The following is a 14,162-nucleotide window of genomic DNA, read 5'->3' on the forward strand; positions in this document are numbered from 1 at the left end:
GGGCGTGTTCACATTGGCGAAGGCGGTATCGGGGAATTCCACGTAAGCGGGCTTGAGCGTGGCAATCCAGTCCGCCACCTTGAGTTCCTTGCAGTTGAGACGCTCGGTCAGCGACAGCAGCACGCCACGCCGCAGTAGGCAGGTGGTCGGATGCAGCCGGCCATTCTCGCTTTGTGCCACGGCGACGGGGGCGTCACCGATGCCGTCGAGCAGGCGCTGCAGCAGGTCGCCGGGCAGGAACGGCACATCGCATGGCACCACCAGCATCAGTTCGGCCGGCGAGGCGAGCAGTGCGGCATGGATGCCGGCCAGCGGACCGGGGTAGCCGTCGTGCACGTCGTGCAGCACCGGGTGGCCGAAGCGGGCGTATTCGGCCAGGTGGCGGTTGGCGGAGATCAGGATCTGGTCCGGCCGCGGCTGCTGCTGCAACAGTGCGTCGATGGACCAGGCCACCAGCGGCCGGCCGGCGAGCTCGACCAGCCCCTTGTCCTGACCGCCCATGCGCAGGCCCTGTCCGCCCGCGAGGATGACTGCATCGATCTTGCGCACTACTCGCTCCATCTGTTCTTGTCGGCCTCGTCACTGGCCTTGGCCTCGACCCAGCACCGCCCGGCCGCGCTGTGCTCCAGCTTCCAGAACGGCGCTTCGGTCTTCAGGTAGTCCATGATAAAGGCGTTTGCCTCATACGCCGCCCTGCGGTGCCCGCTGGCTGTCAGCACCAGCACGATCTCGTCCGCTGCGGCGAGTTCGCCCACCCGGTGGATCACTGTCACCGCCGTCAGCGGCCAGCGCGCTTCTGCCTGGGCCACGATCGCCGCCAGCGTCTTCTCGGTCATGCCGGGGTAGTGTTCCAGCGTCAGCCGGGAATCGAGGCCGAAGTCGCGCACCCGGCCGACGAAGGCGACCACGGCGCCGCTGTCTACATCGTTCGCTGTCAGCGCTGCGTATTCGTGGCCCAGGTCGAACCGCTCGGGGCCGACCACGATGCGCACCCGGTTCATCCGCCGGTCACCGGCGGGAACAGCGCCACTTCGGCGCCATCGGGCAGCGGGTCGCCCTGCTGCGCCATTTCCTGGTTGATGGCAAGGCGGAACAGCCGTTGCCCGGCCAGCTCCTCGGCCCAGGCGCCGCCGCGCGCGGCCAGTTCGGCCACCAGCGCCGCCGCGGTGGCGGCTTCGGTGCTCACCGTTTCGCCGCTGCAGCCGAAGGCTTCGCGCAGGCGGGCAAAGTAGACGAGGTGCAAGGTCTTCATCTCCACCTCATTGCGTCAGCAGCGCCAGCGGCAGGATGCGCACCGGGTCGCCTTCCTCGATGCACTGGCCTTCCGGTACGATGGCCAGCGCTTCGGCCCAGGCCACCGAGGTGAGCACGCCAGAGCTCTGGTTGGCATAGGGCACGGCGTGGCCATGCTCCAGCCGCACCCGCAGGTATTCGCGTCGGTCGCCGGCACGGCGCCGCTCGAACCGCGCTGGCAGCCACAGATGCGGCAGCGTCTCGCTCACGCCGAGCCGCGCCAGCAGGAACGGGCGCACCAGCAGCACGAAGGTAACGAAGGTGGAGACCGGATTGCCTGGCAGGCCGATGAAGTCGGCCTCGCCGACCCGGCCGAAGGCGAACGGCTTGCCGGGCTTGATGGCGATCTTCCACATCGCCAGCCAGGCGTTGGTTTCCAGCGCCGCACGCACGTGGTCTTCCTCGCCGACCGACACGCCACCGGTGCTCAGCACCACATCATGGTCTGCGGCGGCTTCGCGCAGGATACGCGTGGTCAAGGCCAGCTCATCGGCGACGATGCCATAGTCGGTCACCACACAGCCCAGCGCCTGCAGCAGTTGCACCAGCTGGTAGCGATTTGAGTTGTAGATCTGCCCCGGCCCCAGCGGCTGGCCCGGCTCGACCAGTTCATCGCCGGTGCACAGCAGTGCCACTCGCAACGGCCGCAGCACCTCCACCTCGGCCAGGCCCACCGCGGCGATCAGGCCGCGTTCGGCCGCCGACAGCCGCCGCCCGGCCGCGACCACGATGCCGCCGGCCGCCACATCCTCGCCGGCACGGCGGATGTGCTGGCCATGGCGCAATGGGCTGCTGACCTGGACCTGGTCGCCCAGCAGCGTGCAATCCTCCTGCATCGCCACCGCATTGGCCCCTGGTGGGATCGGTGCGCCGGTGAAGATGCGCGCCGCCTCGCCAGGCTGCAGGGCCTGGCCGACAGCGCCGGCGGCGATACGCTGGGTGACGATGTACTGCGCCGGCGGCGCAGCGAAATCCGGCACATGCAGCGCATAGCCATCCATCGCACTGTTGTCGAAACCGGGCACCGCCAGTGGCGAGATCAGATCGTGCGCCAGCACCCGGCCCAGCGCCTGCGTCAGCGGCAGGCGTTCGGTTTCAGTGATGCGGCGGGCGGCGGCGGTCAGTTGTTCCAGGGCGTGTTCGACGGTCAGCATGGGGCAGCGTGCAGCAGAATGAAATCGGCAAGGGCCGCAATTTCGGTCAAGCCGAAACGCGGCAGCGTGGTGGCGACGGCATCGTCGCTGGCAATCGCGACGATGGAGCCGTCATCCGGCCAGAGCATAGGCTGGCCCACCGCGGCACGCCATACCTCGAGCTTCGGGCACTTGGCATGCTTGTAGCTCTCGACCAGCGTCAGCTCGGCCGGCGCCAGGCGCGCCAGTATTTCGGCCAGTGATGGTTCGGATTCGGCGCGTAGCTCGTGGACGATGGCGTAGCGGTACGGCGACACGACGGCCACCTCACCCGCCCCGGCCGCGCGCAGCCGGGCGCTGTCCTTATGCGGCGGCTCCAGCGGGATATCGTGGTGCGAATGCTTGATGGCGTTGACCACGATACCGCGGCGGGCGTACTCGGCTATCAGCGCTTCGAGCAGCGTGGTCTTGCCGGCGCCGGACCAACCGGCGAGGCCGAAGGCGCGCGGACTCAACATCCACGCCGGAAAAGGAAATGCATGGTTCAGCCTCCCGTCTGCGACATGAAGCGCATGATCTTCGTCGGCTGCTCGGTGAACTCGTGCCGCTCGGGCTTGAGATCGATCGCATGGCGGATCGCTGCCTCAAGCTCGGCATCGGTCGCGCCGCCGCGCAGCAAGGGCCGGAACTCGAACTTGGCTTCCTGGCCCAGGCACAGGTAGAGCGTGCCATCGACGGCGAGTCGTACCCGGTTGCAGCTGGCACAGAAGTGCTGCGAGATCGGGGTGATGAAGCCGATGCGGCCAGCACCGTCAACGGTACGCCAGTAGCGTGCCGGGCCACCACCCAGCTCCAGCGCCTCGGGCAGCAGCCCGAACTGCGCGACCAGCGTGTCGCGCACCGGGCCGAGATCCAGGTATTGCGCGTTGCGGCCGGTGTCGCCCATCGGCATGGTCTCGATCAGCCGCAGGATGAAGCCGTGCTCGAAACAGAACTCGGCCATGCGGGCGATCTCGTGCTCGTTCACGCCGCGCATTGCCACCATGTTGAGCTTGATCGGCGCCAGCCCCGCCGCCTTGGCGGCCATCAGCCCGTCCATGGTCTGAGCGTAGGCATCGCGGCCGGTGATGTGCTCGAAACAGCCACGATCGAGGGTATCGAGGCTGACATTGATGCGATCGACGCCAGCGGCCTTCAGCGCCTCTGCGTGGCGGGCCAACTGAGTGGCATTGGTCGACAGCGACAGGTCGGCAAGGCCCAGCGCCTTGAGTCGGCCGGCGAGCTGCGGCAGATCGCGCCGCAGCAGCGGTTCGCCGCCGGTGAGCCGCACCCGGGCCACGCCCAGGCGGGCGAATGCACCGATCAGCCGTTCCAGCTCAACAAAGCTGAGCCAGTGTGCCGGCTCCTCGAAGCTGGTGTGGCCCTTGGGCAGGCAGTAGCTGCAGCGCAGGTCGCAGCGGTCGGTGACCGAGACGCGCAGATACCTGATCTGGCGGCCGTAGCGGTCGATCAAGGCAGGGGAGGCGGAAGGATGGGCGAGAGCGTGCACGGCGAAAGCGGCGAATCCGGGTCAGACCGGTAACGACAGCGTATGCGCAGCAGCATACACCGTGGCATCGGGTAAGGGCCTTAGCGCAGCATCGCGCCGATGCGCGTGGACTGTTGCCGGATCAGGGCTTTTCCAGCCGCAGCAGGTGGCCCAGCTTGCTGCGCTTGGTTTCCAGGTACACGCGGTTCTCGCGGTTGGCGGCGATCTCGTGCGCTTCGCGCCGGGCGACTGCGATACCGGCCGCTTCCAATGCAGCAAGCTTGCGCGGATTGTTGCTCATCAAGCGCACGGTGCATACGCCCAAGTCACGCAGGATGGCGGCGGCGGCTTCATAGCTGCGCGCGTCGATCGGCAGGCCCTGCGCGGCGTTGGCCTCGACGGTGTCGAGCCCATCGTCCTGCAGCGCATAGGCGCGAATCTTGTGGGTGATGCCGATGCCGCGCCCTTCCTGGCCACGCAGGTAGAGCAGTACGCCGCGGCCTTCGCGCTCGATCCGCGCCAGTGCCAGCTCCAATTGCTCGCCGCAGTCGCAGCGCAAGGAGCCGAACACGTCGCCGGTCAGGCATTCGGAATGCAGCCGTACCAATACCGGCAGATCGCCCGAAACGTCGCCCTTGACCAGCGCCACATGCTCGACGCCATCGAGGCGGGCGCGGTACACGTGGGAGATGAATTCGCCATGGCGCGTGGGCAGGCGGGCAGAGGCCACCTTGTCGGCGAGCAGCTCACCGTCGCTGGCGCACAGCACCCCGTGGCCGGCAGCGGCAAGGCGTTGGTCGTCGGTGAGGGTGTCGGTGGGGTGGGACATGGCAGGCCTGGAGGTTATGCAACAACACATGGTTGCGCCCGGCCGCTTCTTCAAGCGGCATGCCGAAAACGGACAGCGCAACCCCAAAGCGTACGCCGTCGATTCTGCCTTGTTAGTTCAAATTAGTCTAAAAAATATAATCAACAGAAGAAAACACTTAGATAACGTGGCGTGGGATAGCCGATCTGCATCAGCTGGAATGGTTGCCCCTGCTTGGCCAGCGCTGCAGCGAGTCGTTTGGCCGCGTCCGCTTCGTCAGGGTTGTAGCGGATCAGCCTGCCGCTGATGCGGTAGCCGGGTTGCAGGTTGATTTCGTCCGGCAGCAGTCGAGGGCGCCAGCGCGCCGTGCTGCCGGCGGGGCGCAGGCTCAGCGCGGCATTCGCCGCGGTACGGGTGGCTTCGCCGCCGCGCTCGCAGTGGAAAAAGTCCACGTTGTAGCTGCCATAGGCCTGGCCGGATTCGGCTGGCGCCGTGCTGGTGGCCGGGGCAACGGCGTTCACCGCTTCATCGCGGTAGAAGCTGGCGGTGGTGCCGGCTTTGCGCTGCACGTCCTCACTCGACGCACCGACTGCCAGTGCCTGTAGCAGCTTCCAGCGGAACGGATCGTCGGCCAGCGATTCCACCAGCACGCGGACCGCGTCCTCGCGGCGCGGGTCCTTGCGATCGAGCGCCAGCACCGCCTGCACTTCCTTGTAGAGCTCCAGCGTGAGCTTGCGTTCTGATTCCGCGCGCTGCAGCTCGGCGTTGGCCTGCTTGAGCTGGTTGTCGAGCTCCACGGTGCGCTGGCGTTGCTCCTCGGCAACCTGGCTCAACCGTTTCACTTCTTGGTCCAGCGGCAATGCGCGCCATGCCGCATAGGCTGCGATGGCGAGCGAGAAGAGGGAAATGCCCTTGGTCGAGGCATCGAGCCAGCCACCAATCTTCCCAGGTTCGCCCATCGTCAGGCTCCGAGTAGTGTGCGGGTACGCGCCAGCAGGCGCTTGCGATCGGGCAGGCCGTTGAGCCCGCCGTTGATGGCGCGGGTGACGGCCTCGATGTCGTCGCGATCGGCCAGTGCGTTGATGCGTCGCTTGTCCCAGTACCAGCCGGCCACATCGACCGTCAGCCGATCATCGCTGGCGACAAGGGCGGGCTGTTCCAGCACGTCGACCCCGAAGCGGTTGCTGCGTGCATAGTCGCCGTAGTTGGCACGGCCGGTGAGCTGGATCAGCCCACGGCCCTTGTAGCGCACGCCGTCGCCGGGCTGGGTGTTGCCCAAGTCACGCCGACCTTCGTAGGCAGCGCCGCTGGCGAGCTCTTCGCGAAAGCGCAGCTCACCACTTTCGTGGCCGATCTGGGCGAGGAAATGCGCCTGCCGCAATGGCGTGTTGATGTCGTAGGCCACCATGGTGTCGGCAATCGGCCCGGCGAAGGCCTCGGTCACCGCGTCGGCGGCATTCAGGTACGCCAGGGCGCAGAGCATGGCATCCCACGCCTTGGGCAGCGCCATGCAGAGACCCGCCAGCGTGGCATCGCGTGGCTTGACCACCACGTCGGCTTCGTCGACGCCGAGCACGGCGAGGCGGAAGGCACGCAGTGCGTTCATCGTCTTCTCGCCGATGATGCCGTCGGCCTTGAGCGGAGTGGCGAGGGCAAAGCGGCCTGCATTGAGGTTGAGCAGCCGCTGCAGCGTCTCCACATCGGCGTGCTGGTTGCGGGCGCGAAAGCCGACCGTGTCGGCCAGCAGCGCCAGCCCGCGGGTCGGCGCGGGCGGTACCTCTACCGTTTCGACAACCGCTGGCGGGGCCGGCCGCGCGGCCGGGGCAGCGGCGGCTTCGCGCCGTTCGAAGTGCGGGGCATCCTTGAAGCTTTGCCAGTTGCCGCCCCAACGGTTGGCGGCATCGAGGCTCTCCCAGAACGCGCCCAGCTGGCGCACCGCATCGCTGTCGTAGACGAGGTTGAGCTTGCCGTCCGGCGTGGTCTCGAAGAAGTTGAGGTCGATGGCCAGGCGCTTGAGGTGCTGGCTGTTCATGGTCTGGCTGCGGCCGTTCTTCACGTGCAGCGCCTGCTGCTCCGGCGTGCGGTAGAGCTCGCCCGCCGTCAGCGTCAGGCCCAGGTCCGGCGCTTTGCGGATCAGTTCGGCAACGTGCTGCAGAAAGATGGCCTGTTCCCGGTTGAGCCCCATGTCAGCGCCCTCCCTCGTGATCGAGCCGGCTGGCCGCCATGCGCTGCGTCAGCTCGTCCAGCTGTTTTTGCTTGTTGCTGCTGCCGCGACTGGAGCCGTAGAAGTACTGGATGATGGTGGAGAGGCCCACGCCGAGCAGGAAGCCGACCACGGTATTGATGATCTGCGCCGAATCGCGTGGCAGCTCGTTCGCGCTGAACAGGAAGGGCAGCAGGATGGCGAGCACGATGAAGACGAAGGTCAGGCCGGTGATCAGGTAGGCGTAGTGGTAGGTGAAGCGGCGTACCAGCGGATCGTCGTTGTCATCGCGCTTGCTGCCGGTGGCGCGCGCATCCTGCAGATCGGCGGCGCGCAGCTTTTCCATCTCCAGTTCGTGCGCATCGATCTGCTGGCGCCAGGCGATCAATTGCGCTTGGTTGTCGAGCTCGAACTGCTTGAGCTGCAGCCACTGGTCGTCGGTGAGCTTGTTGTCGGCGACATCAGCGATGTCGATACCGGTCTTTTCCTTGATCAGCTCGGTCACCTGCTCGGCACCCTGGTCAATGGCACCGCGGAAGATGCCGCTGAGCAGGTCGAGACCGCGCTTGGCGAGTTGTGGAGCAATGGCGCTGAGCACGGCGCCGATGAGGGGCAGGGGCATGGCAATCCTCCATGCATGACCATGTCGGAGGCATGCATCTGCCTGCACCCTAGTCGCTTTTGCAAAAATGACGTGTTGCTTCTGACAATCGTTATGAACCAGCAAAACATCATATGCATGCATCCACCCGCCACCAAAGCAAACGCCCCGCTGAGCGGGGCGTTGCGGCGGGTGCTGCTGGCTTACGCCGGCAGTGCGTAGCCTTCAATCGTCGCGGTCTTCACCAAGCCTTGCAGGTACTCGTTCATGGCCTGGCGCTGGGCCATCTCGACCAGGAACTGGGCCAAGCGATCCTTCACTTCCTCAAAGCCCACCGGCTCGCCGGACTGCTTCTTGCCGGCCTTGATGATGTGATAGCCGAACTGGGTTTCCACCAGCTCCGGGCTGATCTCGCCTTCGTTCAGCGCGAATGCGGCGGCCTCGAACTCGGGCACCATCTGGCCGCGGCCGAAGCTGCCGAGCTCGCCACCCTGCGCCTTGGATGGGCAGGACGATTGCTCGCGCGCCACGGCGCTGAAGGTGAACGGCGCGGCTTTCACGTCGGCCAGTACGCGTTCGGCCTTGGCGCGCACCAGCGGCGCGCTGGCGGCGTCTTCGATCGCGAACAGGATGTGGGCGGCCTCGACCTGCTCGCCGCGCACGAAGCTTTGCGGATTGTTCTCGTAGAAGGAGCGGGCATCGGCCTCGGTGGGCGGGGCCACCTTGATTTCCTGTTGCAGCAGCGTGTTGATCGCCTCGTCGCTGTCATCGGCGGCGATGCCGTGCTTGCGCGCTTCCTGGGTGAGCAGCTCGCGCAGGATGAATTCCTGGGTCAGCGCATCGCGCGCGCCCGGTGCATCCTGTGCCTGGGCGATGGCGGCGTTGAGTTCGGCTTCGTCGATGGCGACGCCGTTGACGGTAATGGCCATGGGGGCTCCTGGGCTGACATGAAGAGGCCGTCCACAAGGACGGCCGATGGGGCGATTGTACTCGCTTGAGTGGGGCAGCACGACTTTGGACGGTCGAGCGCGAATAGCCGGTGATCCTGAGAGGTCACCGTAGTGGTTGATGGTCGAGCTGGGGTGCGGATGGGGCCGGCTTGCTGGCGCCTGGCTCGCTTGTCTCGACAAAATGAACCAGTGCGAGGCGTCCTCGGACAAGGGTGGAAAAGCACCATGCGCGTTGCAGCCCGTTCAGCGGCACGGGCGCCGAGCCCTGTGTCGCAATACGCAATTCATTCAGCGATGTTTCACGCATCCCTTTGATCTCACCTGGAACGAGCTCGTCTGCCCATGCCACTGGGGCCTGGACAAAGGACTGGGCGACGACCTGAGATAGATAGGTTCCGCCCTCAAATTCCAGGATGAATGTATAGAGCGGCATTTACGGGGGCTGATCCAACGGGTTTGTCTTGGTTTTCGCTGCTGCTGAATCGGGGTGCGGCACAAACAATCGCAAGTCGATTTGGAGAAGTTCGTTGTCTTCGTGCGCCGGATATTGCGGCCTTGCGTCGAAGGTTTGGCGACTGGGAACCACCACCATGCCAACCTGATGGGGTGCCGCTGCTGCTGCACTGTATACCAGCACCTTGCCAACCCCTGCATCGCCCCGCCATGCGTCAGGGCCAGACAGGATCTTTCCGGCCAGGTGATAGATCACGCGGCAGTGGGCCCCGTCGTCATGTGCCTCATAGGCATAGAGGTCTGACGGACGGGAGACATTGATTGGCAGTCTGCAAAGCTGGTGATAGAGCTTGTCAGGCACGGCCGTGGCGCAAGTGAGCAACCAGTTTGTGCACCACAAGCATGAGCAGGCATAAGCGGGCATTCCCGCCTGGTTCTGCAACAGCCGACTTGCTGCCAAGTCGACTGCGATTTTCCATGGGCCGACTGCGAGAGTCGGCCTTTGCCGCGTTGCGCCGATATCAGCGCGCCCCGGCCAGCTTGGCATTCCAGAATGCCGCCGCCGCATCGAGCGCAGCCTTGGCGCTCTTGCGGCCGGTGACGGCCGATTCCACTTCCTCGCGCAGCTTACGGTAGAGCGGTTCCGGATCGTCGATCCCCAGCAGCGTCAGCGTACGTACGTTGGCAAGGTTGCGCGCACCGATGGCGCGGGCCTTTTCCACGGCGCCGGCGTTGGCCGGCAGCTGCTGGAAGAAGGGATCGAGCGCGGCCTGGCGCACGGACGGGTAGGTGCCGCCGGTGGCCTTGGAGAAGCCCAGCTGGTTGGCATCGTTGGTCAGGAACTTGGCGAACTTGGCCACTTCCGGCAGGGCCTTGGGGTTCACGCCGCGCGGCACGGCGAAGTTGAACAGCCAGCCGCCCTTGACCACGCCGGTGGGGCCTTGCGGCGCCGGCAGCACATCGGTCTTGCCATACACCGCCTTCCCTTCGTCCTTCACCCGGGTGAGCGCGGTGGGCGCGGTTTCCAGCATGGCGAGCTTGCCGGTGTTGTAGGCGCCGATGGCGGCCTGGAAGTTGTCCTCGGTGAACAGCAGCGCCTTCTCGCGCGGCAGTGCGCCGTCGCGATAGGCGGCGGCGTATTTTTCCAGCAACGCCACATGGCGCGGTGAGTTGAACACGGCTTGGCGGTTCTGCGTCAGCGGCAGGCCTTCGGCGAGGAAGATGCGCACCGGCAGCCCGAGTTCGGGGGCGAAGCCGGCCACGCCGGTCTTCTGCTTGATCACGCGCGCGGCGGCGAGCTGCTCGTCCAGCGTCTTCAGCGGTTTCTTCGGATCAAGCCCGGCCTTCTGGAACAGCTCGGTATTCACCGCCAGCACCGATACGCCGTTGTACCAGGGGAAGGCGTAGGTCTTGCCGTCGAAGGTCACGTCGGCCAGCGCCCCCGGCATGTAGCGGCTGCGATCGGCGCCGAGCAGGCTGTCGAGCGGCACGATGTCGTGACGCTGCGCTAGGTCGTACGCCCATTCGACGTTGAGGTTGACGAGGGCGGGCGGCTGCGAGATGGCGATCGCGCCCAGCAGCCGGGCCTGGATTTTGTCCCACGGATGGTCGACCCAGACGATGTCCACATTGGGATTGGCGCGCTCGTAATCCTGCTCGAGCTTCTGGAAATAGCCGTCGAACTTGGGTTTCAAGCTCATGGTCCAGAATTCGATACGCGTTTTCTCGGCGTGGACGGCGGCGCTGGCGAACAGCGCGCAGGCCACGAGGACCGCACGGGTCGGTTTCATGCAACAACTCCAAGGGGATAGTGATGGCGCGGCTGCGTCGTGAGCACGGCGGAACGGCGAGGTGTGCTTGCTTGTCTTGTCAGCCTTTGGGTCGCATTCTGCCACGCTGGCCATGCCGTTGTCACGCCTTCTTCGCAGATAAGACGTTGATTATCCGTAAATATGCCGGTGTTGCGTTGTGGAGGGGCGAGGGCAAAGCTTGCAGCAAGCATGTTGAAACCTGTTTGAAACGCGTTGCTTTCGGCCAGCTCATGCCACTCGCGTAAGCGCGTGGCCATCTGCGTCGAACACATGGCAGCGGGCGGCGGGAAAGGCCAGATGGACGGTGGCGCCAAGCTGGGCGTGGGCTGGCAGCTTTACGGTGACGAAGCCGTCCACGCCGGCGATTTCCACATAGCCGAGCAGGGTGTCGCCCAGGTGCTCGACCAGATCGACCCGCGCGGCGATGGCATCGGGGTGGCCGGCATCGACCAGCGCGATGTGTTCGGGGCGGATGCCGAGTGTGACGCTGGTGGTGACCGGCAGCGCCCGTGCATCGCGCCGGGTGGCGATGGCGCTGAGTGCCAGCCGCACGGTGGCGCCGCCGGCGTCGTTGCCGACCAGCGTAGCCGGCAACAGGTTCATTCGCGGCGAGCCGAGAAAGCCCGCGACGAACAGGTTGCGCGGTTCCTCGTACAGCGCCAGCGGCGTGCCCAGCTGCTCGATGCGGCCGGCGTTGAACACGGCGATGCGATCACCCAGCGTCATCGCTTCGACCTGGTCGTGGGTGACATAGATCATCGTGGTGCCGAGCTCCTGGTGCAGCTTGGCGAGCTCCACCCGCATCTGCAGCCGCAGCGAGGCATCGAGGTTGGACAGCGGCTCGTCGAACAGGAATACCTTGGGCTCGCGCACGATGGCGCGGCCGATCGCCACGCGCTGGCGCTGGCCGCCCGACAGTGCCTTGGGCTTGCGATCGAGCAGGTGGGTGATCTGCAGGATCTCGGCGGCGCGGCCGACGCGGCTGGCGATCTCGTCCTTGGGCGCCTTGGCCAGCTTGAGCGCAAAGCCCATGTTCTGCGCCACCGTCATGTGCGGGTAGAGCGCATAGCTTTGGAACACCATGGCGATGCCGCGCTTGCTGGCGTGCATGTCGTTGGCGGACAGGTTGCCGATGGTGAGCTCGCCGCCACTGATGTCCTCCAGTCCGGCGATCATGCGCAATAGCGTGGATTTGCCGCAGCCGGAAGGGCCGACGAACACCATGAATTCGCCGTCGTCGATGTCGAGATCGAGGCCGGGGATGATGTAGTGGTCGCGGGTGTAGGCTTTCTGGATGTTGCGTAGGTGGACGGCGGCCATGGTGGCGTTCCTCTGCGATATTTGAATGCGGTGTTATGCGCCTGCGGCGCGGGTGTTCAGATGCCGGTTCCGCCCGGCGGACGGGTTCATTTCTTTTGCTTCGCCAAAAGAAACGAACCAAAGAAAAGGCGACCCGCGCCTGCGGCCCTCCGGGCTGCCCTCAGTCGGTCGCGAGCCCGAGGTCTCGCTTCGCTCCCTAGGCGCTGCGAAACGGGAGGAGAAACCCAGTTGTGTGCCGCCGTTTGCACCCCGATCTGGGTTTACGGAGCACACAACGAAGGGTTTAGCCCCGGCTCGTTTGTAGCCAAGTGGCCTACTCATTTCACAGCCCCATCCAGCCCGCGCATGAAGTAGCGCTGGGCGAGCAGGAACAGGATCAGCACCGGCAGGATGGTGAGCACGGTGCCGGCGGCGATGACGCGGGTCTTGGCGGCGAAGGTGCCGGAGAGGTACAGCACACCGACGGCGAGGGGGTACTGGTCGGGGCTTTGCAGTACCACGGCGGGCCAGATGTAGGCGTTCCAGGTGGCGACCAGCGTGAAGATCGCGAGTGCAGCGAGCGCGGGGCCGGCCAGTGGCAGGGCCACGCGCCAGAACAGCTGCCATTCGCTGGCGCCGTCGATGCGCGCGGCGTCGAAGATCTCGGCCGGAATCTCGTCGAAGGCTTGCTTCAAGAGGAAAATGCCGAAGGCGTTGGCGAGTAGCGGCAGCACCACGCCGGTGTGGCTGTTGGTGAGCTTGAGCATCGTCAGCGTGATGAAGTTGACGATGATGTTGAGCTCGGAGGGCAAAATCAGCGTGGCGAGCACAGCGAGGAACACCAGGCGCTGGCCGCGAAACCGCAGCACCGACAGCGCATAGCCGGCGAGACTCGCCAGCACCAGCGTGCCGGCAACGGTGGCGCCGCTGATCAGCACCGAATTCCAGAAAAAGCGGTCGAGCGGAATGCTCTGGCGTGCTTCCTCGATGTGCCTGAGCGTCGGTGCTTCGGGCCACAGTTGCGGCGGGAAGGCGTAGATGTTGCCGGCGTCGCCGAGGGCGGTGGAGAGCGTCCAGAGAAAGGGGAAGGTGGTGAACAGCGCCACCAGCAGCAGCAGGCTGTAACGCGGCGCCCACGACAGCAGCAGTGTGCGGACGAGATGCATGTCAGCGGCCCTCGGTGCGGAAGAAACGGAAGTTGATCCACGCCAGCACGAAGCCGATCAGCGACACCACGGCGCTGGCGGCCAGTGCGCGCGAGAAATCGAAGGCGCGGAACCCCTGGTCGTAGGCGTAGAAGGCCAGGGTGTAGGTGCTGCCGATGGGGCCGCCGCCGGTCATCACCACCACTTCCTCGAAGGCCTTCATCGCCGCCAGCGTGGAGAGCAGCGTGCACAGCAGCAGCGTGGGCCGCAGCATCGGCACGGTGATGCGCCAGAAGCGCTGCCAGCGGTTGGCGCCATCGAGCATGGCTGCTTCCTCCACCTCCTGCGGCAGCGCCTGCAGCCCGGCGATGTAGAGCACCATGTAGTAGCCGAGGCCGCGCCAGAAGGTGACGAACATGACGGAAAAGAGCGCGATGCGCTCGTCGCTGAGCCAGCCGATCGGCGCATCGATCAGCCGCAACCAGGCCAGCAGCTGGTTGAGCATGCCGTCCTCGTTGTACATCCAGCCCCACATGATCCCGACCACCGACACCGAGGTGACCACGGGCACGAAGAAGGCGGTGCGAAACAGCTTCATCGCCGGCAGTTGCGCGTTCACCAGCACCGCCAGCGCCAGCGCGGCCAGCTGGATCACCGGCACCACCAGCAGGTAGAGCAAGGTGTTGACGACGCTGGCGATGAAGGTCGGGTCGTCCCACAGCGCCTGGAAGTTGGCGAGCCCGACCCAGCGCGAGGCGGTCAGATCGAAAATGTTCACCTCGGTGAACGCGAGCATCGCCCCCAGGCCCACCGGCCAGAAGGCGAACAGCAGCAGCACCAAGAGGGCGGGGGCGAGGAACAGCCAGGCACGCGCGTCGTCGCGCCAGCTATGGTGTCGGCTTGGATTGAGTTTGAACGTGGGCTTGGACATGGCGGTC

General features: G+C 65.8%; 16 protein-coding genes and 1 pseudogene. All 17 read right to left on the bottom strand.

Annotated elements, in window-relative coordinates:
• Positions 1 to 561 (bottom strand): annotated as a pseudogene (mobA, locus tag FLM21_RS21200) (molybdenum cofactor guanylyltransferase MobA); the annotation flags it as partial.
• Entirely contained in the window at positions 549 to 1,001 is a 453-nt protein-coding gene (gene moaE, locus FLM21_RS02890) for a molybdopterin synthase catalytic subunit MoaE (RefSeq protein ID WP_148714122.1), read from the bottom strand. The pseudogene mobA and the gene moaE, both read right to left, overlap by 13 nt.
• Positions 998 to 1,252, bottom strand: a complete 255-nt coding sequence (locus FLM21_RS02895; RefSeq protein ID WP_148714123.1) for a MoaD/ThiS family protein — start codon at positions 1,250 to 1,252, stop codon at positions 998 to 1,000. Before FLM21_RS02895 ends, moaE begins: the two co-directional genes overlap by 4 nt.
• 7 nt (positions 1,253 to 1,259) lie before the next feature.
• A complete protein-coding gene (locus FLM21_RS02900; RefSeq protein WP_148714124.1) occupies positions 1,260 to 2,447 on the bottom strand; it encodes a molybdopterin molybdotransferase MoeA in 1,188 nt (395 codons plus the stop codon).
• Positions 2,441 to 2,944 (bottom strand): molybdopterin-guanine dinucleotide biosynthesis protein B, encoded by a 504-nt coding sequence (gene mobB / locus FLM21_RS02905; RefSeq protein ID WP_148714125.1) that lies wholly within the window; start codon positions 2,942 to 2,944, stop codon positions 2,441 to 2,443. The genes FLM21_RS02900 and mobB overlap by 7 nt, the downstream gene beginning before the upstream one ends.
• A gap of 26 nt (positions 2,945 to 2,970) precedes the next feature.
• On the bottom strand, positions 2,971 to 3,975 hold the full coding sequence (moaA, locus tag FLM21_RS02910; RefSeq protein WP_148714126.1) for a GTP 3',8-cyclase MoaA: 1,005 nt from the start codon (positions 3,973 to 3,975) through the stop codon (positions 2,971 to 2,973).
• A 121-nt stretch (positions 3,976 to 4,096) separates the two neighbouring features.
• Positions 4,097 to 4,783 carry a GTP cyclohydrolase II gene (gene ribA / locus FLM21_RS02915; RefSeq protein WP_148714127.1) on the bottom strand — a complete coding sequence of 229 codons (687 nt, stop codon included), beginning with the start codon at positions 4,781 to 4,783 and terminating at the stop codon, positions 4,097 to 4,099.
• A gap of 140 nt (positions 4,784 to 4,923) precedes the next feature.
• Positions 4,924 to 5,721: a hypothetical protein gene (locus FLM21_RS02920; RefSeq protein ID WP_148714128.1), complete on the bottom strand. Its 798-nt coding sequence runs from the start codon at positions 5,719 to 5,721 to the stop codon at positions 4,924 to 4,926.
• A gap of 2 nt (positions 5,722 to 5,723) precedes the next feature.
• Positions 5,724 to 6,947 (bottom strand): M15 family metallopeptidase, encoded by a 1,224-nt coding sequence (locus tag FLM21_RS02925; protein WP_148714129.1) that lies wholly within the window; start codon positions 6,945 to 6,947, stop codon positions 5,724 to 5,726.
• A 1-nt stretch (position 6,948) separates the two neighbouring features.
• On the bottom strand, positions 6,949 to 7,587 hold the full coding sequence (locus tag FLM21_RS02930; RefSeq protein WP_148714130.1) for a hypothetical protein: 639 nt from the start codon (positions 7,585 to 7,587) through the stop codon (positions 6,949 to 6,951).
• Positions 7,588 to 7,769: 182 nt separating this feature from the next.
• Positions 7,770 to 8,495, bottom strand: coding sequence for a peptidylprolyl isomerase (locus FLM21_RS02935; RefSeq protein WP_148714131.1), 726 nt, complete (start codon positions 8,493 to 8,495; stop codon positions 7,770 to 7,772).
• Between the two features lie 124 nt (positions 8,496 to 8,619).
• A complete protein-coding gene (locus FLM21_RS02940) occupies positions 8,620 to 8,949 on the bottom strand; it encodes a hypothetical protein (protein ID WP_148714132.1) in 330 nt (109 codons plus the stop codon).
• Entirely contained in the window at positions 8,950 to 9,330 is a 381-nt protein-coding gene (locus tag FLM21_RS02945) for a hypothetical protein (protein WP_148714133.1), read from the bottom strand.
• A gap of 160 nt (positions 9,331 to 9,490) precedes the next feature.
• A complete protein-coding gene (locus tag FLM21_RS02950) occupies positions 9,491 to 10,759 on the bottom strand; it encodes an ABC transporter substrate-binding protein (protein WP_148714134.1) in 1,269 nt (422 codons plus the stop codon).
• A gap of 249 nt (positions 10,760 to 11,008) precedes the next feature.
• On the bottom strand, positions 11,009 to 12,100 hold the full coding sequence (locus tag FLM21_RS02955; protein ID WP_148714135.1) for an ABC transporter ATP-binding protein: 1,092 nt from the start codon (positions 12,098 to 12,100) through the stop codon (positions 11,009 to 11,011).
• Between the two features lie 317 nt (positions 12,101 to 12,417).
• A complete protein-coding gene (locus FLM21_RS02960) occupies positions 12,418 to 13,245 on the bottom strand; it encodes a carbohydrate ABC transporter permease (RefSeq protein WP_148714136.1) in 828 nt (275 codons plus the stop codon).
• A gap of 1 nt (position 13,246) precedes the next feature.
• Complete coding sequence (locus FLM21_RS02965) at positions 13,247 to 14,155, bottom strand: carbohydrate ABC transporter permease (protein ID WP_148714137.1); 909 nt, start codon at positions 14,153 to 14,155, stop codon at positions 13,247 to 13,249.
• Positions 14,156 to 14,162 lie beyond the last annotated feature (7 nt).

Origin of the sequence: Chitinolyticbacter meiyuanensis (genome assembly GCF_008033135.1) — a bacterium.
GTDB classification, from domain to species: domain Bacteria; phylum Pseudomonadota; class Gammaproteobacteria; order Burkholderiales; family Chitinibacteraceae; genus Chitinolyticbacter; species Chitinolyticbacter meiyuanensis.

Coding starts and splice junctions, on each gene's coding strand:
- FLM21_RS02955 (WP_148714135.1), bottom strand. CDS start 12,100: ATGGCCGCCGTCCACCTACGCAACATCCAGAAAGCCTACACCCGCGAC.
- mobB (WP_148714125.1), bottom strand. CDS start 2,944: ATGTTGAGTCCGCGCGCCTTCGGCCTCGCCGGTTGGTCCGGCGCCGGC.
- FLM21_RS02895 (WP_148714123.1), bottom strand. CDS start 1,252: ATGAAGACCTTGCACCTCGTCTACTTTGCCCGCCTGCGCGAAGCCTTC.
- FLM21_RS02925 (WP_148714129.1), bottom strand. CDS start 6,947: ATGGGGCTCAACCGGGAACAGGCCATCTTTCTGCAGCACGTTGCCGAA.
- FLM21_RS02960 (WP_148714136.1), bottom strand. CDS start 13,245: ATGCATCTCGTCCGCACACTGCTGCTGTCGTGGGCGCCGCGTTACAGC.
- FLM21_RS02950 (WP_148714134.1), bottom strand. CDS start 10,759: ATGAAACCGACCCGTGCGGTCCTCGTGGCCTGCGCGCTGTTCGCCAGC.
- FLM21_RS02930 (WP_148714130.1), bottom strand. CDS start 7,587: ATGCCCCTGCCCCTCATCGGCGCCGTGCTCAGCGCCATTGCTCCACAA.
- moaE (WP_148714122.1), bottom strand. CDS start 1,001: ATGAACCGGGTGCGCATCGTGGTCGGCCCCGAGCGGTTCGACCTGGGC.
- FLM21_RS02920 (WP_148714128.1), bottom strand. CDS start 5,721: ATGGGCGAACCTGGGAAGATTGGTGGCTGGCTCGATGCCTCGACCAAG.
- FLM21_RS02935 (WP_148714131.1), bottom strand. CDS start 8,495: ATGGCCATTACCGTCAACGGCGTCGCCATCGACGAAGCCGAACTCAAC.
- FLM21_RS02900 (WP_148714124.1), bottom strand. CDS start 2,447: ATGCTGACCGTCGAACACGCCCTGGAACAACTGACCGCCGCCGCCCGC.
- FLM21_RS02965 (WP_148714137.1), bottom strand. CDS start 14,155: ATGTCCAAGCCCACGTTCAAACTCAATCCAAGCCGACACCATAGCTGG.
- ribA (WP_148714127.1), bottom strand. CDS start 4,783: ATGTCCCACCCCACCGACACCCTCACCGACGACCAACGCCTTGCCGCT.
- FLM21_RS02940 (WP_148714132.1), bottom strand. CDS start 8,949: ATGCCGCTCTATACATTCATCCTGGAATTTGAGGGCGGAACCTATCTA.